This window comes from Rhizobium mongolense subsp. loessense (assembly GCF_900099775.1).
GTDB classification, from domain to species: Bacteria; Pseudomonadota; Alphaproteobacteria; order Rhizobiales; family Rhizobiaceae; genus Rhizobium; species Rhizobium loessense.
In genome coordinates this window covers 14,880-36,936 of sequence record NZ_FMTM01000019.1, presented here as the reverse complement: position 1 = coordinate 36,936, position 22,057 = coordinate 14,880, and the positions used below count along the sequence as shown (strand labels likewise).

The following is a 22,057-nucleotide window of genomic DNA, read 5'->3' as shown; positions in this document are numbered from 1 at the left end:
TCCGCTATTTCACGGAACTGACGAAGAACCGTTACAACTCCGTCAAATAACCGGTGCATGAGAAGCGACGCGACCGGTGCGCCGTTCCTTCGGGGATTGGACACGCGGTTCGTTCCGCTCCTCACCCGCTGCCAGCCGGATGTTTGCCATGACCAAGCGTTATCTCGCGACTGCCGCTCTTGCGCTCCTGTCCAGCGCTGCCGCTCTCCACGCAACCGATATCGGCGCGACCTTCGAGACCCCCTGCCCCTTTGGAGACTGTGCTGCCGGTATCTCCCTCTCCTATCTCGGTGAATTCGTCATCCCCACAGGCCACGTGGAAAACGGCGTCGAGTTCGGCGGCATTTCCGGCCTCGATTTCGACGCGGCAACGGGCCACTACGTCGCCATTAGCGACGACCGCTCGGAAAAAGGCCCTGCTCGCTTTTACGAGCTCGCCGTCGATGTCGACCGCGCCGGTCTCAAGGGCGTCGCCGTCGTCAAGCAGGTGACGCTGAAGGACAAAAACGGCGAACCCTTCGCCAGGCGCACCGTCGATCCCGAGTCGATCCGACTCGGCCGGGATGGCATCTACTGGGGCAGCGAAGGCGACGGCAAGGCGCTGATCGCCCCCTTCGTCCGCGTCGCTTCGCAGGACGGCGCCTTCATGCGCGAGTTCAAGTTGCCGGAAGACTTCGCTCCGACAGCCGACAAGTCTACGGGCATCCGCGACAACCTCGCCTTCGAAGACCTTGCGATCGCGCCTTCCGGCGATATCTTCGTTGGCATCGAGGCGGCGCTCCACCAGGACGGCCCGGCAGCTTCGCTTGTGAATGGCAGCCTGCCGCGCATCATCCGCTATGATGGAACGACCGGCGAACCGAAGGCACAGTATGTCTATCCAATCTCGCCGATCCCTCAGGCGGCCGAAAAGGCTGACGGCGGCAACGACAACGGCATGTCGGAGATCATCGCACTCGACGATCACCGGTTGCTCGCCGTCGAGCGCAGCTATGCCCAAGGCGTCGGCAATAACGTGAAGATCTTCATGATCGATCTCGACGGCGCTACAGACGTCTCGGCGATCGCCTCGCTTGCGAAGACCGATCAGCGTGTTGTTCCCGTCCGCAAGAGCCAAGTTCTCGATCTGCGTGCAGCCGGCCTGGTGCCGGACAATATCGAGTCCATGGCTATCGGCAAGGTCAAGGACGGCAGCGACGCGCTGATCCTCGGCTCTGACAACAACTTCTCGACCAGCCAGAAGACGCAGTTCTACGTCTTCAAAATACTGCGTCGCCCGCAATAGCCGCAACCGAAAGATCGTGCAGCTAATCGAGGCGGACTTCGATCTTCGTCTTCACCGAGTTGGCGAGGAAACAGAGTTCATGGGCCTCGTGATGGAGCTCTTCCTCCATTTTGCGGCTCGGCGCTTCGCCTGCATAGACCACGGCCGGCTTCAGCTCGACGCGGCTGACGAGCATTCTCCCGTCGATCTTCTCCATGATCCCAGTCGCCGTATCGACATAGCTGTCGACGACGATGCCCTTCTTCGAGGCAAGCCACAGGTAGAACAGCATATGGCAACTGGAGAGCGTCGCGACATAGGCCTCCTCGGGATCGACGTTCTCGGCGATCGAGTACGGAAGCGGCACGTTGTGCGGCGATGCCGAAGCAGGCACCGAAAGGCCGCCATCGAAATTCCATATATGGCCGCGGCTGTATTTGCCGTCCGTGAAACTGCCTCCGCCGCGCTGCCATGATACTTCCGCTGAAAACTTCGTCATCGTCCGAGCGAACCCTATGAATCCTGATGCCCAACCTGCGGCCATTTTTACGGGCTAGCAAGGTTCGGAAGAAATTTCCGTCACATTCTGTACAGAGGTTTAAGATATCCCGTTGTCCCGACGGCTTGGCGCACCTTCGATTGGACGAGGCCGGCCCTTAGACGATCGATATGCTTGCGTCCGGGCTCCCAATGGCGCATATCCGTGATTGAGAAGAAGGAACAAAGAGCGACGTGAGCCTCTCGAACAACAAGAAACTGTCTGGCGAGCCGCGGTGGCTTGGGCCTTCTGCGCCTACGCGTACGCCGCTCATTCCCTCGATTTCCGCGGCCCGCTGGCTTTTAATCCTCATCGTTGCGGCAGGCGTCTATTTCTTCTACGGCTTCGTCGTTCCAGTTCTGGCCGCACTCGTCATCGGTTTTGCGAGCTGGCCGCTATATCGCAGACTTCTTGCGCGCGTCGGTGGCAATACGACGATCGCAGCAACGATCGCGATCATCCTCATCGTGACTTTCCTCGTTATCCCGATCGGGCTTGCGATCACCTATACGACGGGCGAGGTGCGCGAATGGGTCGCCTGGATCATTCACGCCAACCGGCAGGGCGCGCCCACACCACAGTGGATCCTCGCTTTACCTTTCGCAGGGCCTTATCTCGACGATCTCTGGACGAAATATATCGGCAGTCCTGGCTCTGTGGGTGAAGTCATCCAGGCGGTCAGCGGTGCCAATATCGGCAATATCTACCGCGCGGTTCTCGCAGCCGGCGGCGCGTCGTTCCACCTGCTTCTGACGCTGCTTTTCATGCTGATCGCGCTGTTCTTCGTCTATCGAGACGGCGCGTCCTTCTCGCGTCAGATCGACATGCTTGGCGAACGCATCCTGCCCAATCGCTGGGAGCGGATTTCGCGTGTCGTTCCGGCAACGATCAGTTCCACCGTTATGGGTATGACGCTGATCGCGATCGGCGAAGGCATCGTGCTCGGCGTCGCCTACTGGATCGCAGGCGTCCCCTCGCCTGTGACACTTGGCGTCCTGACGGGCATCATGGCATTGATACCCGGCGGCGCGCCGCTCTCGTTCACCTTGGTTTCAATCTATCTCGTCGCCAGCGGATCGCATGTCGCCGGGATCGCGCTCTTCATCTGGGGCACGGTCGAACTTTTCATCGTCGACAAGACGCTGCGTCCGAAGCTTGTCGGCGGCCCGATCAAGCTTCCCTTCCTTCCGACTTTCTTCGGCCTCGTCGGCGGCGTAAAGACCATGGGCTTCCTCGGTCTCTTCATCGGCCCGGTCTTGATGGCACTACTCGTCGCGATCTGGCGCGAATGGATGCACGAAGTGAAGACGAACGATCAAACCGCGCTCGGCCCCGAAGTCATGATCGATGAGCAGGCGCCGCCGGTGCAGCGCGCAGCCGACGGGTGATCATTTCAGCCGCTTCTCCATGAAGAGGCTGAGCGGGTCCGGGAGGTACGATCCGAAGGGGCCGACGTCGGCATAGCCGTATTTGCGATAAAGACCGACCGCCTCCGGCTGATAGATGCCGGTCTCGAGCCGGATCGCATCGAGACCCAGCGCCCGGGCATGCTCCTCCAGCCGCTCCATCAGGCGGCTTGCGACCTTCAGTCCTCTTGCCTGCGGATCGACGAACATGCGCTTGATCTCCGCCGTACCGTCTCCCGCCTCCAGGAGTGCCGCACAGCCGACGATCTCTCCAGCATTCCGCGCCACGAAGAAGCTTACGATGGACTTTTCCAGGGTCGAAAGATCGACCAGGTGATTGCTTTCGGCGGGATAAAGCGACTGCGTATAGGCATCCGAAAGGTCGAGCAAGCGGATGATTTCCGGCTGACGCGGCGATTCAAGAGCGACGGTGACGGACATGGCATTCCCCGGTTTTGCGGGGCCGCCGCGGCGCATGACGAAAGGTCAATGCGGCCGCCATTTTTCGGTTGAAATTGCCCCTTCTATGACAGTGGATTTCAATAACCAAAGGGTTCAATTATGCAAGCCATCCTCGTCGCCATGACCATTCTCGGGTGCAATGATTCGGTGACGCAATGCAATTATGTCGCAACGGTCGACCAGCACTGGGACACGGTGGCCATGTGCGATGCCGAGTCGGAAAAACGGCTCAAGTCCTTCGCCGATGCCAACTACCCGACCGTGATCGCCGTCTGCGAAGCACCGAAACCCGCGATCGCGCCGGAACAGCCCAAAGTCGCCCAAGCTCTGCCCGCTTCGGTGCCGCCCGTTCAAGAGACTGGAAAAACAGGAATTCGCGCTTTCGCCATCCGCATTGCCGATCACGTTCACACGCATCTGCCAACCGGCGAAAGCGTCAAACATACGCTGGAGAAGCCGGTGCATTTCGTTTCAGATGGCTATTCCTGGGCGGTTCAGCGCTTCAAGAATTAAATTAGGCTGCCGCGAGCGCCGTCAGCGATGCGTAGCTGCGGGCCGATTGGCGTTGCTCAGCGATGTGAAGCTTTTCGACCAGATCGAGCAACTCGCTGACGGCGCCATGGGTGCCGTCGTGGTGACGGAAGCGTTCGAGCAGCCTGCCACAAACGTTGGCAAGCATTGTGCCTGCGGTCTTTTTGGAAGCTTCGCGCCAGAGAAGCGTCGCCTCGACGAACACTGTGCTGATCTCGCGAGTGAGCCCAGCCGCCTCGTAGAGCGCGCGTACCGCATGCATGCGGCCGGTGGCGAGAATCGAGCGCACGCGCTTTTCGGTGCAGCCGGTGAGGTTGACGATTGCGCCCGCGAAGAAATCCACCTTGCCGGAGCACAGGGCATGCATGAGAAAGGACGGCGTCAAATGGCCATTAAGACGCAGATGCTCGACGAGATCGGCGATCTCGCGCGGCTGGATATCGCCGACAAGCGACACGACGGCCGCCTGCGTCGCCTCGCGGCTGATGCGCTGCAGGCGATTGAGGCCGATCGCGGCCTGCGCCAAGGGCAAGGCGACCAATGCATTGCTGACATGCCGCGTCAGCAGCTGACGGGCATCGACCGGCAGATCGGCGCGATCAAGCAGAAGATTGCGGATATCGCAACAGTCGCCTAGCCGCTCGGCAATGCGCTTCAGGGATACTGGAGCAATCGCGGCTCCCTCGTTTTCGAGAAGGCAGAGGATATCTTCTTCCTCGCCGACCTCCGCAAGAGCGGCTGAAACAGCACGTGAGATGGATGCGCGCGCGGCGATCAAGATCCGGGTGACGCTGCCGCCGCGCGCTGCGAGATCGACGAGATCGGCGTCCGATAGAAGCGGGGAACACGTCACCGCATGGCAGGCGATCTCCGGCTGGTCTTCGGCCAGGGCAAGAATGAGGGCGCGCGGCGCTTCGTCAGACCAGGCGATCGCTTCGACCAGTGCCAGACGCACGCGCGGCGATGGATCGTCGAGCAGGAAGGTCATCGCCATTTCGGCGGCCCTGCGTTCCTCGGGAAGCATTTCGGACTGTAGATAGGCACGGCCGAGCGCGCTTGCGGCGCGAGCCCTATCTCCGGCCTTGGCAGTTTCAACCCAGCAAAGAAAAGCCTCTACGATCACACCACGCCCCAACCTGCGAACGCGATTCCTTCGCGCTCTACCCTTGGAATGAGGCTACTGAGAAATGGTTTACGATTGGTTCACCATATTCATTAACCCTTGCCAGCCGCGATCAGATCGTTCGGCACTTGCGGGCGCAGCAACTCGAAGACGTCGCGGCCTTCGCTGTAATCCATATATCCCATGCGTGCGACAGGCCGCGCGATCGACATATCCAGGCGCCCCTCGCGGATGATCTGCTCGTCGATATGAATGCCGACGACCTCGCCGAGAACCATGACGCTCTCTGAAGGCTCGCCCGAGAGGGTCTTGGGTTCGATCAGCTCGGTCACCTTGCATTCGAGCACCGCGAAAGCCTCGCCGACATAAGGCGCATCGACAAGCTCACCTCGCTTTGCCGTCAGGCCTGCGAGCTCGAACTCGTTGATGCCGTAAGGCAGCGGCGCCGATGACAGATTCATCTGTTCGACAAGGTTGCGGCTGACGAAGTTGCAGGTGAATGCCCCGGTTTCCGCTGCGTTGCGCTGGCTGTGCTTGCGGCCGCTGGAGGAAAACATCACTAGCTTCGGCCGATCGGAAACGGCGTTGAAGAAGGAATAGGGACCGAGGTTCAGCGAGCCGTCCCTGCCCTTCGTGCCGATCCAGCCGATCGGACGCGGTGCGACGATCGCCTTGAACGGATCGTGCGACAGCCCATGCCTGTTCGTTTCTGTCGGGTAGAACATCAAGCGTCCCCACCAACCCAAGTGACGGTTTCCGATACTTCCGGACGCGGTCGTTCAACTGCCGGAAAATTTGTCGAGCCGATATGGACGAAGCCGGCGACCCGTTCGCCCGGCTGGACGCCAAGCAGCGGATAGGCACGCTCGTCGTAGGCGAACCACTCGGTCAGCCAGTTGGCCACCCAGCCATGGGCGTTCGCCGCGAAGATAATGTTGAGGCAAACGGCGCCTGCCGACATGATCTGTTCCCATTCCGGGATCTTGAAGTGCGGCCCGGCTTTGCTGACGACGGCGATGACGACCGGCGCGCGGGTGAAGCGCGCACGCTCGACCTCGACCATTTCCTCGGAAAGATCGGGCTTGGCTTCGAGCGCGAGCTCCAAAAGCTCCTTTCCGATATGGACGCGCTCTTCGCCGCGATAGACGATGAAGCGCCATGGGGCGAGCTTGCCGTGGTCGGGAACGCGAGATGCCAGACGGAGGATTTCCTCGATCTCCGCCTTTTCCGGTCCAGGTTCACTCATCTGGAATGCGGGAATAGAACGGCGCACGGCGAGGTAATCGATCAGCTTGATATCGGATTTCATGCGGGAGAAACTTTCATTTTCATGACAGCGGGATGGATGGGTCTTGAATTTGCCATCGCGTTGGTCTTGAAGTGGCCTCTGTGATTTCAGAAGTCAATCTTGTTCAGGAAACACATGCCCGGCATTTTGCCTTTTGCGCGTATGGCTCTTGCGCTTGTTCTGGCGGCTTGGCTGCCTTTTGGCGCAAGCGCGCAAGACGCGTTCAAGGAATTCAAGCAGCTTGATACGACGGCGAAAATGCCGAAGCTCAACGCTTTCATCGCCCCCGGCAGCGCAACGCAAGGGGCCACGTTGCACGAGGTCGAGATCGAGGCGAAGCTGACGGCTGATGGCCAGCCGGTGGAAGACGGCCTTTCCTGGTACGTGTTCAGCCCGATCGCCGGCGCTGACGGCAAGCTGCCGCTGGTGGCGAGCGCCCGTGGCGGGTCGGCGGCTTTCCAACTGGCGCCGGGCGACTATCTGGTAAACGTGTCCTTCGGCCGCGCCGGTGTTACCCGGAAGGTGAATGTTCCCGACAGCGGCAAGCTCGACAAGCAGGTGATGGTGCTCGATGCGGGCGGTTTGCTGCTCAACGCTGTGTCCGGCTCCGACGTTCGCATCCGCCCGGATCAACTGCGCTTTTCTATCTACTCGTCGGAAGTACGCGACGACGGCGAACGCGGCTTGGTGACGGCAGACGTCTCGCCGAACACCGTCGTCAGGCTGAACGCCGGCACCTACCACATCGTTTCTGAATATGGCGACGTCAACGCCGTCATCCGCGCCGATATCCAGGTGGAAGCGGGAGGCCTCACGGAGGCGACCATTCAGCACCGTGCAGCACAGATCACCTTCAAGCTCGTTTCCGAAGCCGGCGGCGAAGCGATCGCTGATACGGCCTGGTCGATCCTGACGGCTGCGGGCGATAGCGTCGGCGAAAGCGTCAGCGCTTTCCCGACCATGGTGCTAGCCGAAGGCGAATATTCCGCCGTCGCGCGCAACAAGGACAAGATCTATCAGCGCGACTTCAAGGTCGAGGCGGGCAAGAATACCGATGTCGAAGTGCTGATGAAGAACGAGCAACCGCAGGAACCGGCAAGCGCGGCGACGACGCTGCAGCAGGAACCGCAGCCCTCTGCCGCCGGCGAGCCACAGAGTTCCGCGCAGGCGCCGCTGCCTTCCTATGAGCAACTGCTGCCGGACAGCGGCACGACGGGCGCCGATACCGATTGAATTCTCAGAGGCGCTTTCGTTCGATGTCGGGACCCAACGAAAAGACCGCATCGTAAAGTGCCGCCAGCAGGGCCTTGCGGTCGTTCCTTCTCAGCTTTTCGTAAGGCAGGACCGGACCTGCATGCGCTATGATCGTCTTGCCTGACAACCGGCGGAATTCGCGGATCAACAACGAGAGGCGAAGCGTCAGCGAGAAGCGGCTGATGATATGAAAGAGCCGCCCGTTCTGGCCTTCGAAATAGATGGGCAGAACGCTTGCAGCGGCCGCCTGGACGAGCTTGGCAGGAAACATCTTCCAGGGTAAATCCTCCGCCCGGCCGAAGCCGTTCTTCGCGGTGGCGACGCCGCCGCCGGGGAATATGATGACGACAACGCCCTCCTTCAGAAGCCGGACCGCCTCAAGGCGCGTCTCCATGTTGAGGGCGACGGCCTCTTTCGTCTGATCGAAGGATATCGGAAGCGAATAGGCCGCCATTTCCGGAACTTTGAGCAATTCGTTATGGATGAGAACGCGGAATGGCCGTCCAATCTGTTCGGCAAGCGCCAATACGGCAATGCCGTCTCCGATACCGAACGGATGGTTGGCGACGATGACAAGCGGCCGATCCGCGGTTAGTTGCGGTGGCCATGCGCCATTGATGTCGAGGCCGACATCTAAGAGATCAAGCAGTTTGCCGAAGATGCCTTGGCGCGTCGGCACAATATCGCTGCGCCAGGTATCGTAGAGCCGCACGTAACGATCGCGGCCGGAGAGCCCCTCGATCGAGCGGATCAGCCAGCGCTTGAGACAGGGATCGCTTTCGCTCGCATAGGATAGCTGTTTCAATCGCAAAGCCGTCCGGCCTCAGGTGGAAGACCGGACGGCTATATTTCAAAGCGATGACAGCTGTCTGACAGAAATCAGGCAGCCTTCGCCTTCTTGGCTTCGATCTTGCGGCGGATATCCGGCGGCGTCGCCTCCCAGGCAAGGCTCTCGATCGCCGCCTCGAGCGGCATCGCGGACTGCTCCTGGCTGCCGAGGCGGCGGATATTGACAGTCCCTTCCTCGGCTTCCTTCCGCCCGCAGACGATAATGACAGGAACTTTCGTAACGGAATGCTCTCGGATCTTGTAGTTGATCTTCTCGTTGCGGAAGTCGGTCTCGACGTTGAGTCCCGCCTCGCGCAGCGCTTCGGCGACTTCTGCGCCATAACCGTCCGCTTCCGAGGTGATCGTCGCGACCACGACTTGCAGCGGCGAGACCCACAGCGGCAGATGGCCGGCGAAGTTTTCGATCAGGATGCCGAGGAAGCGTTCCATCGAGCCGCAGATGGCGCGGTGGATCATCACCGGCTGCGTCTTCTCCGAATTGCTGTCGATATAGAATGCCCCGAAGCGCTCCGGCAGGTTGAAGTCCACCTGTGTGGTACCGCACTGCCATTCACGGCCGATCGCGTCTTTCAGCGTATATTCGAACTTCGGGCCATAGAACGCGCCCTCGCCCGGCAGGATGCCGGTCTTGATGTCGTTCGACTGCTGCTGGATCGTGGTGAGGACGTCCATCATGACGCTTTCGGCGCGATCCCAGAGCTCATCCGAACCGACGCGCTTGTCCGGGCGCGTGGAGAGCTTGATGGTAATCTCTTCGAAGCCGAAGTCCTTGTAGACCGAGAGGATCAGGTCGTTGATCTTCAGGCACTCGGCGGCCATCTGCTCGTCTGTGCAGAAGATGTGCGCGTCGTCCTGCGTGAAGCCGCGCACCCGCATCAGGCCGTGGAGAGCACCTGATGGCTCGTAACGATGCACCGTACCGAATTCTGCCAGACGGATCGGCAGTTCGCGATAGGATTTCAGCCCGTGCTTGAAAATCTGCACGTGACCCGGGCAGTTCATCGGCTTCAGCGCGAAGACGCGGTTGTCGGCTTCCTTGTCATCCGGATGCGTCAGCGCATGCGCCGATTTCACAGCGAACATGTTTTCCTGGTACCAGCCCCAATGACCCGAGGTTTCCCAAAGGGACGTATCGAGAACCTGCGGCGCGTTGACCTCCTGATAGTCGGCAGCGAGGCGGCGGCGCATATAGGCGACCAGCGCCTGGAAGATACGCCAGCCCTTGCCGTGCCAAAAGACGACGCCCGGGCCCTCTTCCTGGAAGTGGAACAGGTCCATCTCGCGGCCGAGACGGCGATGGTCGCGCTTCTCGGCTTCGGCGAGCATGTGAAGATAGTTGTCGAGTTCGGACTGCTCGGCAAAGGCCGTGCCGTAGATACGCGACAGCATCGGATTGTTGCTATCGCCGCGCCAGTAGGCGCCTGCCACCTTCAACAGCTTGAAAGCCGAACCGATCTGACCGGTCGATGCCATGTGCGGGCCGCGGCAAAGGTCAAACCAGTCGCCCTGATAATAGATCTTCAGATCCTGGCCTTCCGGGATCGCATCGACGAGTTCGACCTTGTACTGCTCGCCCTTGGCGGCAAACACTTCCTTCGCCTTCTGACGCGACCACACTTGCTTGGTGAAAGGCGCATTGCGGGCGATGATCTCCTTCATCTTCTTTTCGATCTTCGGCAAATCGTCCAGCGTGAAGGGTTCGTTCTTGGCGAAGTCGTAATAGAAGCCGTTCTCGATGACTGGGCCGATCGTCACCTGTGTACCGGGCCAGAGCTCCTGCACGGCTTCGGCCATGACATGCGCTGCGTCGTGCCGGATGAGTTCCAGGGCGCGCTCGTCGCTGCGGGTGATGATCTCAATTTTGCCCGCCGTCACGGGATCGGAAAGGTCGCGCACGGTGCCGTCGATCGCAATGGCGACAGCTTTCTTGGCAAGCGACTTGGAGATGGATTCGGCGACGTCGAGGCCGGTCGTGCCGGGCTCGAAGTTGCGTTGATTGCCATCAGGGAAAGTCAGGGAAACGGATTGGGACATATCGAAATTCTCCTTGTCCAGTCCCGCCAACGAATGCGGGTGGTTGCAATGAAGCGCTTCGTCGGCACGAATGCGCTGCCGCCTGATACCGAGATTTGGCGTGTGAGTAAAGGCAAGGCCTGCTCAGCCGATCATTTCGGCAAGGCCGCGGACCGTGTTCCAATTGCGCAGCGTGCCGACGCCCATGCGCTTGGTCGTGAGCGCCGACAGCAGCTTCCATTCACTGGGTTTGCCGGCGAAATCGACCCACAGATCGCCATTGGTAATCGCCAAGCGCTGGTTGGCTTCGAGGTATTTCTGAAGCGTGGTTAAGGCGGACTGATCGAGCGGCTTGCGCATCACGCGCACGATCACTTGGCTACCATCGCCATCCGGAAACGGATTTGACTTCGCCAGTCTCAGCCAATCCGCGCCCTTGCGGACGATGATATCGACGGGCTTGCCGAATTTCGTTTTGAAAGCAGCTTCAATCTTCGCTTCGATGTCACCGAGCGGCGAACTGTCTGCTTCAAAGACGATATTGCCGGTCGAGACCAGCGTGCGCGGGTTGCCGTATCCGAGCGCCGCAGCCATATCGCGAAGATCGGACATCACGACCCGGCGACCGGGCGCGAGCACAATGCTGTGAAGGAGCGCGACGTAGAGAGTTTTACGTGGCATGGGTTTGCGGTCAGCCCGCTTTCCGTCCGAGCGCAAAGTAGCGCCACGGCGCCCACCAATGGAAGCGCTGCTCCAGCCCTTCAGGCACGGGATCGAGACCACTCGTTCCGCCCGGCCCGCAGCGCCCGACGCGAAAGAGCGTCATCCATCCGCCAGCCCACAGGCCGTGGCGCGCGATCGCCTCGTAGCCATATTCCGAGCACGTCGGGATGTGCCTGCAGGAGTTGCCGATAAAGCCGGATAAGGTCAGTTGATAAAGCCGGATCAATCCCATGCCGAGCAAGCGGTCAGGGGTCTTGCGGAAAGGGCCGGTATAGTTACGGGAGTATCCGACGACCGGCCCGGGACTGCCCCCTGTGTCGCTTCGTGACATTTCCGGGGAGGTTAGCCGGGACATCCTGCGTTTCGGCAGACCTTCGTCGTCGTCCTGCTGAAGATCGCAAAATTCGCACATGGCCTAACCCCCGCGTCTTGAGGAGGCGCCGGCAGGGTCGCACCATCCCGATCTTTCCCCTTGCGGAGGAGATGTCACCAAGTGAAAGAGGGGGGTGTCACATAGCGGAACGCTCAATGTTCACGCCTCGGCCATTTCGGCGCGCTTTGCCTCGATCTGCCCGACCGCATCGACGACAGCGTCGAAAGTCAGCATGGTGGATGCGTGGCGAGCCTTGTAATCCTTGACCGGGCGCAGGTAGCGCATGTCCTCGAAGCGGCCATCCGGACCTTCTCCGTCCGCTTTCAACATGGCGAGCATGTCCTCGCGGGCCTTGCGCAGTTCGCCGGCCGTTGCGCCGATCACGTGCCGGGCCATGATCGAGGAGGATGCCTGGCCGAGCGCACAGGCTTTGACGTCATGGGCAAACGCGATGACTGTATCGCCGTCCATCTTCAGCCAGATCCGCACTTTGGAACCGCAGAGTTTCGAATGCGCCTGTGCGCTTGCATCGGCATCGGCCAAGCTGCCTGTCAGCGGAATATTGCCTGCAAATTCGAGAATTTTGCTGTTATAGATGTCGTCCATGGTGAATTCCGCTCCAGATTGCCGCGGATCGGCTTACTCGGCGGTCATTGTATCATAAACAAAAAACACACCGTGTCGTGCTAGCATACTTACATGAAGACGCCGTCTTCCTATATGTATGTCGTTCGAAGACCATGAAAATGCAATGGTCCTCGGGTAAGTTTGATTGGGAAACCGTGCCGGACGGGCTATAAGCTGCCCCGAAAGCCCCGGAGCCTGCCAAAGGTGCAACATTCCTGACAAGGGATACCAGTGGCGAGTCCGAAAGACGGTCCAAACGTTTGTGGACCAGGAGACTTGAGCAGTATGGACGCCATCGTAAAGAATTTTCCGCAGACCAGCCGTGACGCCGAACGCCCCAGCCAGAAGGAAGCCGAAGACGCAATTCGCGTTCTGCTTCGTTGGGCTGGTGACGATCCGTCCCGCGAAGGGCTGATCGATACCCCGACCCGTGTCGCCAAAGCATATCGCGAACTTTTCGCCGGCTACGAAATGGACCCGGAAGACGTTCTGGGACGCACCTTCGAAGAGGTCGCCGGCTACGATGATATGGTTCTCGTGAAGGATATTCCGTTCTATTCGCACTGCGAACATCACATGGTGCCGATTATCGGCAAGGCACATGTCGCCTATATGCCTGACGGCAAGGTACTTGGACTTTCCAAGATCGCCCGCGTTGTCGAGATCTATGGCCGCCGCCTTCAGACGCAGGAAACCATGACCGCACAGATCGCCAAGGCGATTGATGATACGCTGGCTCCGCGCGGCGTTGCTGTCATGCTCGAAGCCGAACATATGTGCATGGCGATGCGCGGCGTACAAAAACAGGGTTCCATGACGCTGACGACGACCTTTACCGGAATCTTCAAGGCCGAGCCTGCCGAACAGGCGCGATTCATGTCCATGGTGCGGAGCCGCTGACGGCTCCCATTAAGAGAGCCGAATGATGCCATTTGCATTCAATGCGCCGTCCGACGACAAATCCGAACTGGAAGATGCAGGCGATTTCACGCCCCGCTTCGATGATCGCGGCCTGATCACCGCGATCGTCACCGACGTGCATGACGGCGAGATCCTGATGGTTGCGCATATGAACGCGCAGGCGCTGGCACTGACGATCCAAACGGGCAAGGCACATTACTTCAGCCGATCGCGCGGCAAGCTCTGGATAAAGGGCGAAACCTCCGGCAACATCCAAACGGTGAAGGAAATCCGTACCGACTGCGATCAGGATGCAATCTGGCTTAAAGTAGAGGTCGCGGGCCACGACGCGACGTGCCATACTGGCCGCCGTTCCTGCTTCTACCGCACGGTGACGCTCCAGGACGGGAAACCAATGCTCGATATCGTGGATGACGAGCGGCATTTCGACCCGAAAGACGTCTACGGAAAATAGCGCGCGTGTCAGTTACCTGCTCGCTATTGAGACAGATAGCGCTGCTGTATACGATTTGGAAAGGGAACGGGGACACTATAACAAACTGAAATATTTCTGCCTGGAGGAGGCATACCATGCTGAACTGGAGTTTGCATCGTCAGAGCTCTGAAGCAGGCAGTTCAGGTTCCGGTGTCTCGACAGTTCCAGATATGACTACTCCTCCGACGTCCACCCTTTCCCCGAAAAGAGCAAAGATTGCGCTGGCGCTTGGCGGCGGTGCTGCGCGCGGCTGGGCGCATATCGGCGTGCTGCGCGCAATGGACGAGGCCGGCATCGAAGTCGGCATGATCGCGGGAACCTCGATCGGTGCGCTGGTCGGCGGCTGCTATCTTGCCGGCAAGCTGGATGAGCTCGAGGCCTTCGCCCGTTCGCTGACGATGCGCCGCATTGCCAGCCTTCTTGATCTTACCATCGGCGGCAGCGGGCTTTTCGGCGGCATGCGCCTGACGAAGCGCATGCAGGAGCATCTCGAAGGTCTGAACGTGGAGGACCTCGATCGTCCCTTTGTCGCCGTGGCTGCGGAGGTGAACACCGGCCACGAGGTCTGGATTTCCAGCGGCTCGCTGATTACGGCGCTGCGTGCATCCTATGCCCTGCCCGGCATTTTCGAGCCAGTCCGCAGCAACAGCCGCACGCTGGTCGACGGTGCACTGGTCAATCCGGTGCCGGTTTCCGTTTGCCGCAGCTACGAACAGCAGCTCGTCGTGGCGGTCAATCTGAACTACGACCTCTTCGGCCGGTCCGCAGTCGTCAAGCACAATGCGACCTTGACGCTTCAGGAGATGCAGAAGCAAGAGGAAGCCCCCTATGCGCGTCTTGGGATGACCGGCGTGATGGTGCAAGCCTTCAATATCATCCAGGACAGGATTTCGCGCGCGCGCCTTGCCGGCGATCCCCCGGACATTTCGTTGCATCCGCGTCTCAGCGACATCGGCCTATCGGAATTCCACCGGGCTGGCGAAGCGATAGAGCGCGGCTATGAGGAAGCCAGAGCGCGGCTTCCTGAACTCCGGCGGATGCAGGAAGCGTTCGCCACCCAGGCGTGATGGTGGGCGAACGCCTCAGCCCGCGATATAGGCCTTGATTTCTTCTGCCTCGCGCTCGACTTCTGCGATGCGCGTCTTCACGACGTCGCCGATTGAGACGATACCGACGAGCTTTCCATTGGTTTCAACAGGCAGATGGCGGAAGCGCCGACTGGTCATCAATTCCATCAACTCGTTGACGGTCGTGTCCTCGTGGCAGCGGAAGACCCTGGATGTCATCAGCGAGACAACCGGCTGATCGAGGCAGTCCTTGCCGAACTTTGCAACGGCATTGACGAGATCTCGTTCGGTGAAGATCCCGGCAATACGGCCTTCCACGCCGACAATGACAACGGCACCGATCTTGCGGCTGCTGAGCACTTTGGCCGCCTCGCCGGCGGTCGTGTTCGCCCCGGCCGTGACGACGTTGCGGCCCTTCAGGTCGAGGATGGCTTTTACGGTGTTGGACATTCGAAACCTCCCATGTCGAAAGTGAAACACTTAACTGAACAGAGGCACCTGCGAAGGGCTGTTCGTCCCAACGCGGATCAACCCGAATGGTGCACTCCAAAGCTCAAGATTGCAATATATCCGGCTCTTCCGAAACCTCAGGCTCCGCAGGAATATTCCGGTCGAAGAGCGAGAAAAGGAAGAATCCGAAAACGAAACCACCGATATGTGCGTCCCAGGCGATCGGCTGGTTCGGGTCTCCGATCAGCGGAATGCCGACGGCGATAAGCCCGTTGCCAATCATCCAGAAGAGCGTGAATACGACCACCGTGCGGCTGCGAAAGGACGCGGCGACCGACAGGCGCGGATTTAGATGTGCCGGACGCGTCACCTTCCGCTCCGGCGGAAACGCAAAACGGCATGCCGCCCCCATGAGCCCGGAAACGACACCGGAAGCGCCGATGAGCAGGGTTGGATCGCCCCAGTTCAATCCGGCGTGAAGCGCTGCGGAGGCGGCCGATGAAAGAATCCAGAAAATAACATAGCGCAAGCTTCCGATGCGGCGCACGACCGGCGCGCCGAAAGCCATCAGCCACAGCCCATTGAAGAGGATATGCTCCACGTTGCCGTGCAGCAGAGAATAGGTAACCGGCGACCAGAGCCACTGCAGCCCCTGCTCAGAGAACGGGATCACATAGCGTACCGGAATGAAGCCGAAAGTGATGAAAAGCCAGTCGACTGCGTTTGCGGAGAGGATGAACGACTGGACCGCATAGACCGCGCCGAGCAAACAGAGTGTCGCCAGCAGGGTGCCGGGCAGATTGAAAACCGGCGTCCGGTTCTTTTCAATCGGGATTTCCTCAACCGTTTCCGGCTCCGTCCTGTGATCGTCCATATGCGTCCTCGCCGGATTGAGGTCTCAGCCATACAGGAGCGAAGATCAAAAAAAAAGCCGCCCGGATGAACCGGACGGCTTGCCGAGCGCGCCCCGAAAATGACCTCGCGCCCTATCAGTGAAGTGCTGAACTTCGTTTCCGAAGCGATACCCAACAGTTGCACGGCATGTGACCGGCCGCAATCGAAACCGTTCCTTAACCTTAACTTCCCGCAGTTGGCATGAAATCCGCTTGGTAAGCATCAGAAGAGCCGTTCGGGCTTGAACTTGAACCGAAATGAAACAGGTTGGTGTGCCGTGCGTCATCAAACGATCATCGATGTTTACGATTACTGGAACCGCCTGCGTGGTGCCAGCGATGCACCGTTGAAATCGCAGATCGAACCGTCGAGCCTTGGCCACCTTCTGCCGAGCCTCTTCATCCTTGAGAAAAACGACGAGCTGGGCGCCGTCACCTTCCGGCTTGCCGGCACCAGAATCTGCGATCTCTTCGGGCGGGATTTGCGTGACGAGAGCTTTGCCGAGCTCTTCGGCGACGGCCATGCCGATGACATTGAGGCAACGCTTCTGGGTGCGATGCATCACGTCATCCCGACGCTGCTCAACGCGACCGGCTACAGCACGGCGGGGCATCAGGCCACCTTCGAGATCATCGTCATGCCGCTGCGCTGCGAAAACGGCTGCCGCGCGCGGCTGCTCGGCGCCATTGCGGCGTCCGCCGGGGCAAGCTGGCTGGAAATCGTGCCGCTTGATTTTCTGGCGCTCGACCGCAGTCGCCTGCTTCGCGATAAGCCCGGGCAGAACGGCGGTGGGAGCAACTGGCCATACACAGCTGCCGCCGCGCCTCCGCATGGCTTTAGTGTGGTCCTTGGCCGCATGATGTCTTCATTGTTTTCCGGGGCGGCACCGCGTTGACAGTCTCATTTCGGCACAGCCTTGTCCTATGCTGCAAGGTGTAATCGCACCGTTCAGGACAACCTTCTGTTAAGGGATTGCGGGTAATGATTACCGTATAACATTCTATAAAGAAGCGCTTTCATGCACTCATTCCAGCAAGCCCAGACGCCACGGACAACAGTGCCGCGCCCTGAGCAGGGTGTCTTCCAGCGCGTGCCCATCAATATGCAGGGCCGCCTCATGCTTGCGAACTACGAGGAATACGAATGCACAGTGATCGATATGTCGCCCGGCGACATGTATGTCACCTGCGCCGGCCGGCCGCGCGCCAATGAGCGCGTCGTCGCCTACATCGATCATCTCGGCCGTGTCGAAGGCAACGTTCTGACCGTCGACGTGCGTGGCTTCACGATGTCGATCAACGCCACGGAGCGCAAGCGGGAGAAGCTTGCAGCACAGCTCACCTGGCTTGCCAATAAGCATGAGCTCGGCCTGCCGGAAGACCGGCGTCATGATCGCCTGACCCCGCGCGAGACGAAGACAGAGCTAACGCTTGAGGATGGCACGCGCTACACCTGCCGCATCATGGACTTGTCGTTGTCGGGTGCTGCAGTTGACGTGGAGGTGCGCCCCGCTCTCGGCACGCCGGTCCGCCTCGGCAACATGCGCGGCCGCGTCGTGCGCCATTTCAGCGAGGGCGTCGCGCTAGAGTTCCTCTCGCTCCAGTCCCGCGAGACGTTGCGCGAATTCCTCTAAGCGGCTGCTGTGATTTCACTGTCATGGATATGACCGATGAAGGCCTCCGAACAGGCGGCCTTTCATGTCTTCGCTTTATTCCAAAATCGAGCCTATGACACAGGTTTCCTGGAGACCGGAGACGGTAACCGGATCTACCGGCAATGCTGCGGCAACCTGCTCGGCCAGGCCGCGCTCGTTCTCCACAGTGGTCCCGGCTTGGGATGTTCTGCAGCCGCGCGACGCTATTTCGACCCTTCAGCCTGTCTCATCGTTCTCTTCGACCAGCGAAATTGCGGCCGCAGCGCGTGGCTTGATGACGGCGTGCTGCTTGCAACGCGGGACGCCTTTCGGGAATACCCGGCATCTTGGTAAAGGGCCGCTTCGACCTTGAAGTGCCGCTGACGACCGCCTGGGAACTGGCCGACGCATGGCCCGGCAGCCGCCTTGTCGTGGTTGAAAACGCCGCGCACTCGACGTCGCACACGGCAATCTCCTCCGCCATCATCGCCGCAACCGACGAATTCCGCGAAATTTCCCAAGAATAATTTTTTGAGGCATCGCTGCGAAAAACGAGCCGCAAGCGCGGTTTGGAGCAAGCCTATTCAGAATTTCCGCGCCTTCTCCAAGCCGCGCGAGCTGTCTCCGTACCGGGCAGCGCGCTCCAATATTTAGCCGCATTGGTCGCTGTCGTTAACTTTTTTTACGGAACGGCAGCACCCGTGGCGCCTTCAAGCCTTGCGTCGAAACATAAAATTTTATTCGAATTTGCATCGAAACTGCGACGAGTTTTACGCGTATTCGATTTTGTTTTTAATCAGGTTTTACGCGCTTTTGAATCAACTAAGGTGTTAATTTTACTGCGTAATTTTGCGCTGGGTAAAAACGTCCGTGTCATTGTCATCCTCACAAAACGGGGACGAAAAGACAATGTTCAATGCACTCAAAGGCGCCTTTCTGGCCGGTATCCTGATGGTGGCAATGACGAGCCCGGGCCAAGCGACGCCCGCCAATATGACGCTCGCAGGCAACACAAGCCCGCCAATCGGCCACTATGAATTTTGCAAGGCAAACTCGAGCGAATGCGCCTACGACGGTGGCGACGCCGGCCCCGCGATCCTGACCCAGGAGCGTTGGAAGGCAATTCTCAAAATCAACTACGAGGTCAACTCGCAGATCCAGCCGATGACCGACAAGGAAATCTACGGCGTCGAGGAGCGCTGGGCCTACCCACGCAGCGTCGGGGATTGCGAGGATTTCGTGCTGCTGAAGCGCAAGATGCTGATAGACGCCGGCATCTCGCCATCCGATGCGCTGATAACGGTTGTCATGCAGCCGAACGGCGAAGGCCATGCCGTGCTGACAGTCCGCACCGATCATGGCGACTTCATCCTCGACAACATGCGCAACAAGGTGATGCTCTGGGCGGATACCGAATACACCTTCCTGAAGCGCCAGTCCGCCGATGATCCGGCACGCTGGATGAAGCTGCAGGACGGCCGTGCCGTCGCGGTTGGTAGCGTACGCTAAGCCAAATTGCCCCCCCGAAATACCGGCGGGTCCCACTCGGCCCGGTCAGTCCCCAAATCCCCGTCCCGACCGGCGCCCTGGAGCCGTTCCCGCTGTCCCGGGAGCGGCTCGCCCTTTCTGAAGGACGCTTTGCGATCAGGGTTAATCTTTCTTTAACTGCATCCGTCCGATGATGCCGCGAGATCCATCAAGGCACCGGCGACTCCAGTCTCGTTCGCGGCGGTCAGACATTAAAGATCCGCCATGAGCAACCTCGCCCGCAGCACCGGCATACCCGACGAGTCGCCCCTCTTCTCGAACGGCTTCATCTTCCGTCTGACCGCAGTTGTCGCAATTCTTGCAATGCTGACGCTGGGTATCAGCATCGGCGGCCGCTGGATCGGCCGGCACATTACGCTGGCGGGCAATACCGACGATACCGCCATCGTCACGATCACCATCGGTCGCGACACGCTCACTCTGCCCGAAAACGTGATCCGCTTCCCGAGCCAGAGGCATAGCGGTGCCGCCGAACGCGCCGACGTTTATCTCACCTGGCCGGAATTGCAGGGCTACACGAAGGAACACCGCGAGCGATTCGACGACGTCTCGCAATCCGCCAATCTTATCTTTCTGCAGATCACCCAAAGCACGATGTCGCGCGACATGTCCGGCCGCGTCGAGCTCATCTATACGCATGTGATGGAAGGCGCCGCCGTGCCCTATGGCAACGGACTGATGCTGCACAATCTGAAAGCCGAAGCAGGCTATGGCGGCGAGGTTCTGCTGACGGCACCGCGCGCCAATGAGGCCACATACGCCGTTCGCTGCATCCTGCCCTCCCCGGAGGCTGGTCCAACAAGCGGGGATTGCCAGCGCGACATCAAGGTCGGCAAAGACCTTAGCGTCCTCTACCGCTTCTCAAGCCGCCATTTGCAGGAGTGGGACCATATTGATGCCGCTATTCGCAGATTTGTGGAGGCCCGTCTTGTGACCCGTTCCGCAACACCCCGCTAAAATGCATCTGTACGGCGAAGCAAACGATTAATCATAAACGGATTGGTAACCCCGCTCGGTTAGATTCAAAAGACAATGGCCGAGACAACGAGGACGTGTGTAGGCCGATATTTGAAATGCAAGCGAAGAGTGAAATAGTGTCAAGGTCAATATCCTTCGTATTATCGCCACGATCCGGCAATTTCCTGGTGAAGATGTTAGCGGCGATCGCGATCGCAACAACGGCTTTCCTCGTTGAGTCGGCCACAGCCGAAGCAGAAGCCGCAAATTCGAAATACGCGGGCATTGTCGTCGATGCGAAGTCCGGCAACGTTCTATACAGCGAGAACGCCGATCGCCTCCAATATCCGGCGTCGCTGACGAAGATGATGACGCTCTATATGGTCTTCGAGGCCCTTGAGCAGGGCCGCATCCGTCTCGACACGCGTGTCCCCTTCTCGGCTTACGCTTCATCTCAGGCTCCGACCAAGCTAGGCGTCAAGGCCGGCAGTTCGATCAGCGTCGAACAAGGCATCCTTGGCCTTGTGACACTCTCCGCCAATGACGCGGCAACGGCGCTTGGCGAATTACTTGCCGGCAGCGAAAGCCGGTTCGCTCAGGCGATGACCGTCAAGGCGCATGCGCTCGGCATGACGCGTACTACCTATCGCAATGCCAACGGCCTGCCGAACACGGCACAGATGACCACGGCACGCGATCAGGCCCGCCTCGGTATCGCACTTCGCCAGCATTTTCCGCAGTATTACAGCTATTTCTCCACGCGCAGCTTCAAGTTCGGCAACCGCGTCATCCGCAGCCACAACCGCCTTGTCGGTTCGGTGCGCGGCGTCGACGGCATCAAGACCGGCTATACCCGGGCTGCCGGTTTCAATCTGGTGAGCTCAGTGCAGGCCGACGGCAAGTCGATCGTCGGTGTCGTCATGGGGGGCACCTCCACGCCTGCCCGCGATGGACAGATGCGTAAGCTGATTGCGACCTATCTTCCGAAGGCTTCCACGCGCGGCGGCTCCAACCTGATTGCGCAGACGGCACCCACACCGGTTCCGTCACCTGTTGCTTCTGAAGGTGAAATTCCTGTCGCGGCCACCGATGTCGACCTGCCGCGCAAAGGCCCGACGCCGGATGCGCGCTATGAGGTAGCATCCGCTGCCGTCGCCTATACCGACGCTCCTGCTGCGAAATCCGAAAACCCGCTCGTTACCGAACAGAAGACCGAGATTCCGGCTCCGACCAAGGTGAAGATCAAGAGCTTCAAGCAAGCCTCCGTTGCTGTCCCCTCTCCGGCCCCTGCCTACATGCCGCCGGAAGAGCCGGCCGGCAATCCAGTCGATGCTCTCACGACCGCTTCGGTCGGTCCCGCCGCCGCTGCCGCGAAACCGGCGGCGGTTGCCGACCAGGGGCCTAGTGGCTGGGTCGTTCAGATCGGCGTGTCGTCGAGCCGCGAAATGGCGATGGATCTGCTGGAGAATGCAAAGAGCAAGGGCGGCAAGGCCCTGAGCTCGGCAAAGCCCTTCGCAGTCGCCTATGCAAACGGCGGCGATCAGGTCTATCGCGCCCGCTTCGGCGGCTTCGAGGACCAGCGCGAAGCCGTAAATGCCTGCAAGGCGCTCAAGCGCGCAGGCGTCAAGTGCTGGGCCGCAGCCCAATGAGAGATACGGTGC

24 protein-coding genes and 1 pseudogene are annotated in these 22,057 nt (G+C 59.8%); 13 read left to right on the top strand and 12 right to left on the bottom strand.

Translation table 11 applies throughout. The features are described 5' to 3' along the window. Positions 1-148: 148 nt before the first annotated feature. Positions 149-1,285, top strand: a complete 1,137-nt coding sequence (locus tag BLP23_RS31500) for an esterase-like activity of phytase family protein (protein ID WP_092588607.1) — start codon at positions 149-151, stop codon at positions 1,283-1,285. A gap of 22 nt (positions 1,286-1,307) precedes the next feature. On the opposite strand, the gene BLP23_RS31495 is transcribed toward BLP23_RS31500, so the two are convergent. Beyond that, complete coding sequence (locus BLP23_RS31495) at positions 1,308-1,763, bottom strand: OsmC family protein (RefSeq protein WP_092588642.1); 456 nt, start codon at positions 1,761-1,763, stop codon at positions 1,308-1,310. Positions 1,764-1,996: 233 nt separating this feature from the next. On the opposite strand from BLP23_RS31495, the gene BLP23_RS31490 reads away from it, so the two are divergent. Continuing rightward, positions 1,997-3,190, top strand: a complete 1,194-nt coding sequence (locus BLP23_RS31490; RefSeq protein WP_092588606.1) for an AI-2E family transporter — start codon at positions 1,997-1,999, stop codon at positions 3,188-3,190. On the opposite strand, the gene BLP23_RS31485 is transcribed toward BLP23_RS31490, so the two are convergent. Continuing rightward, positions 3,191-3,649 carry a GNAT family N-acetyltransferase gene (locus BLP23_RS31485; RefSeq protein WP_092588641.1) on the bottom strand — a complete coding sequence of 153 codons (459 nt, stop codon included), beginning with the start codon at positions 3,647-3,649 and terminating at the stop codon, positions 3,191-3,193. 120 nt (positions 3,650-3,769) lie between these two features. Here BLP23_RS31485 and BLP23_RS31480 point away from each other — a divergent pair, with 120 nt between their 5' ends. Continuing rightward, positions 3,770-4,183 carry a hypothetical protein gene (locus BLP23_RS31480; protein WP_092588605.1) on the top strand — a complete coding sequence of 138 codons (414 nt, stop codon included), beginning with the start codon at positions 3,770-3,772 and terminating at the stop codon, positions 4,181-4,183. 1 nt (position 4,184) lies between these two features. On the opposite strand, the gene BLP23_RS31475 is transcribed toward BLP23_RS31480, so the two are convergent. From BLP23_RS31475 to BLP23_RS31465, 3 genes are all read right to left on the bottom strand, one after another. Next, positions 4,185-5,324 (bottom strand): DUF2336 domain-containing protein, encoded by a 1,140-nt coding sequence (locus tag BLP23_RS31475; protein ID WP_092588604.1) that lies wholly within the window; start codon positions 5,322-5,324, stop codon positions 4,185-4,187. Positions 5,325-5,416: 92 nt separating this feature from the next. Next, positions 5,417-6,049, bottom strand: a complete 633-nt coding sequence (locus BLP23_RS31470) for a flavin reductase family protein (protein WP_092588603.1) — start codon at positions 6,047-6,049, stop codon at positions 5,417-5,419. Next, positions 6,049-6,633 (bottom strand): nitroreductase family protein, encoded by a 585-nt coding sequence (locus BLP23_RS31465; protein ID WP_092588602.1) that lies wholly within the window; start codon positions 6,631-6,633, stop codon positions 6,049-6,051. Before BLP23_RS31465 ends, BLP23_RS31470 begins: the two co-directional genes overlap by 1 nt. Before the next feature lie 114 nt (positions 6,634-6,747). On the opposite strand from BLP23_RS31465, the gene BLP23_RS31460 reads away from it, so the two are divergent. Then, positions 6,748-7,845, top strand: a complete 1,098-nt coding sequence (locus tag BLP23_RS31460) for a hypothetical protein (RefSeq protein WP_092588601.1) — start codon at positions 6,748-6,750, stop codon at positions 7,843-7,845. Between the two features lie 4 nt (positions 7,846-7,849). On the opposite strand, the gene BLP23_RS31455 is transcribed toward BLP23_RS31460, so the two are convergent. From BLP23_RS31455 to BLP23_RS31435, 5 genes are all read right to left on the bottom strand, one after another. After that, the gene (locus BLP23_RS31455) at positions 7,850-8,677 is read right to left on the bottom strand and encodes a lysophospholipid acyltransferase family protein (protein WP_092588600.1); all 828 of its coding nucleotides are present in this window, start codon (positions 8,675-8,677) and stop codon (positions 7,850-7,852) included. A gap of 68 nt (positions 8,678-8,745) precedes the next feature. After that, the gene (gene thrS, locus BLP23_RS31450; protein WP_092588599.1) at positions 8,746-10,749 is read right to left on the bottom strand and encodes a threonine--tRNA ligase; all 2,004 of its coding nucleotides are present in this window, start codon (positions 10,747-10,749) and stop codon (positions 8,746-8,748) included. 123 nt (positions 10,750-10,872) lie between these two features. Then, positions 10,873-11,409: a DUF1697 domain-containing protein gene (locus BLP23_RS31445; protein WP_092588598.1), complete on the bottom strand. Its 537-nt coding sequence runs from the start codon at positions 11,407-11,409 to the stop codon at positions 10,873-10,875. Positions 11,410-11,419: 10 nt separating this feature from the next. Next, complete coding sequence (gene yidD / locus BLP23_RS31440) at positions 11,420-11,863, bottom strand: membrane protein insertion efficiency factor YidD (protein ID WP_092588597.1); 444 nt, start codon at positions 11,861-11,863, stop codon at positions 11,420-11,422. Positions 11,864-11,983: 120 nt separating this feature from the next. After that, on the bottom strand, positions 11,984-12,430 hold the full coding sequence (locus BLP23_RS31435; protein WP_092588596.1) for an iron-sulfur cluster assembly scaffold protein: 447 nt from the start codon (positions 12,428-12,430) through the stop codon (positions 11,984-11,986). Between the two features lie 306 nt (positions 12,431-12,736). Between BLP23_RS31435 and folE the strand changes: the two genes are divergently transcribed. The 3 genes from folE (at position 12,737) to BLP23_RS31420 (ending at position 14,914) form a co-directional block, all read left to right on the top strand. Further along, entirely contained in the window at positions 12,737-13,351 is a 615-nt protein-coding gene (gene folE / locus BLP23_RS31430) for a GTP cyclohydrolase I FolE (protein WP_092588595.1), read from the top strand. A gap of 22 nt (positions 13,352-13,373) precedes the next feature. After that, positions 13,374-13,826 (top strand): phosphoribosyl-AMP cyclohydrolase, encoded by a 453-nt coding sequence (gene hisI, locus BLP23_RS31425; RefSeq protein WP_022715674.1) that lies wholly within the window; start codon positions 13,374-13,376, stop codon positions 13,824-13,826. 116 nt (positions 13,827-13,942) lie between these two features. Next, positions 13,943-14,914 carry a patatin-like phospholipase family protein gene (locus BLP23_RS31420; RefSeq protein WP_092588594.1) on the top strand — a complete coding sequence of 324 codons (972 nt, stop codon included), beginning with the start codon at positions 13,943-13,945 and terminating at the stop codon, positions 14,912-14,914. Between the two features lie 15 nt (positions 14,915-14,929). Here the strand turns inward: BLP23_RS31420 and BLP23_RS31415 are convergent, their stop codons facing one another. Together BLP23_RS31415 and BLP23_RS31410 are read right to left on the bottom strand one after the other, a co-directional pair. After that, on the bottom strand, positions 14,930-15,364 hold the full coding sequence (locus BLP23_RS31415; RefSeq protein ID WP_022715676.1) for a CBS domain-containing protein: 435 nt from the start codon (positions 15,362-15,364) through the stop codon (positions 14,930-14,932). 103 nt (positions 15,365-15,467) lie between these two features. After that, on the bottom strand, positions 15,468-16,238 hold the full coding sequence (locus tag BLP23_RS31410; protein ID WP_092588593.1) for a rhomboid family intramembrane serine protease: 771 nt from the start codon (positions 16,236-16,238) through the stop codon (positions 15,468-15,470). Positions 16,239-16,535: 297 nt separating this feature from the next. Between BLP23_RS31410 and BLP23_RS31405 the strand changes: the two genes are divergently transcribed. The 6 genes and pseudogenes from BLP23_RS31405 (at position 16,536) to BLP23_RS31380 (ending at position 22,045) form a co-directional block, all read left to right on the top strand. Continuing rightward, complete coding sequence (locus BLP23_RS31405) at positions 16,536-17,153, top strand: PAS domain-containing protein (protein WP_092588592.1); 618 nt, start codon at positions 16,536-16,538, stop codon at positions 17,151-17,153. 123 nt (positions 17,154-17,276) lie between these two features. After that, a complete protein-coding gene (locus tag BLP23_RS31400; RefSeq protein WP_022715679.1) occupies positions 17,277-17,891 on the top strand; it encodes a PilZ domain-containing protein in 615 nt (204 codons plus the stop codon). Positions 17,892-17,955: 64 nt separating this feature from the next. Continuing rightward, a pseudogene (locus BLP23_RS31395) lies at positions 17,956-18,418 on the top strand (alpha/beta hydrolase). Between the two features lie 382 nt (positions 18,419-18,800). Then, positions 18,801-19,400 (top strand): transglutaminase-like cysteine peptidase, encoded by a 600-nt coding sequence (locus tag BLP23_RS31390; protein WP_092588591.1) that lies wholly within the window; start codon positions 18,801-18,803, stop codon positions 19,398-19,400. Between the two features lie 243 nt (positions 19,401-19,643). Beyond that, the gene (locus tag BLP23_RS31385; RefSeq protein ID WP_092588590.1) at positions 19,644-20,396 is read left to right on the top strand and encodes a hypothetical protein; all 753 of its coding nucleotides are present in this window, start codon (positions 19,644-19,646) and stop codon (positions 20,394-20,396) included. Positions 20,397-20,512: 116 nt separating this feature from the next. Beyond that, positions 20,513-22,045, top strand: coding sequence for a D-alanyl-D-alanine carboxypeptidase (locus BLP23_RS31380; protein ID WP_092588589.1), 1,533 nt, complete (start codon positions 20,513-20,515; stop codon positions 22,043-22,045). The last annotated feature ends 12 nt before the right edge of the window (positions 22,046-22,057 follow it).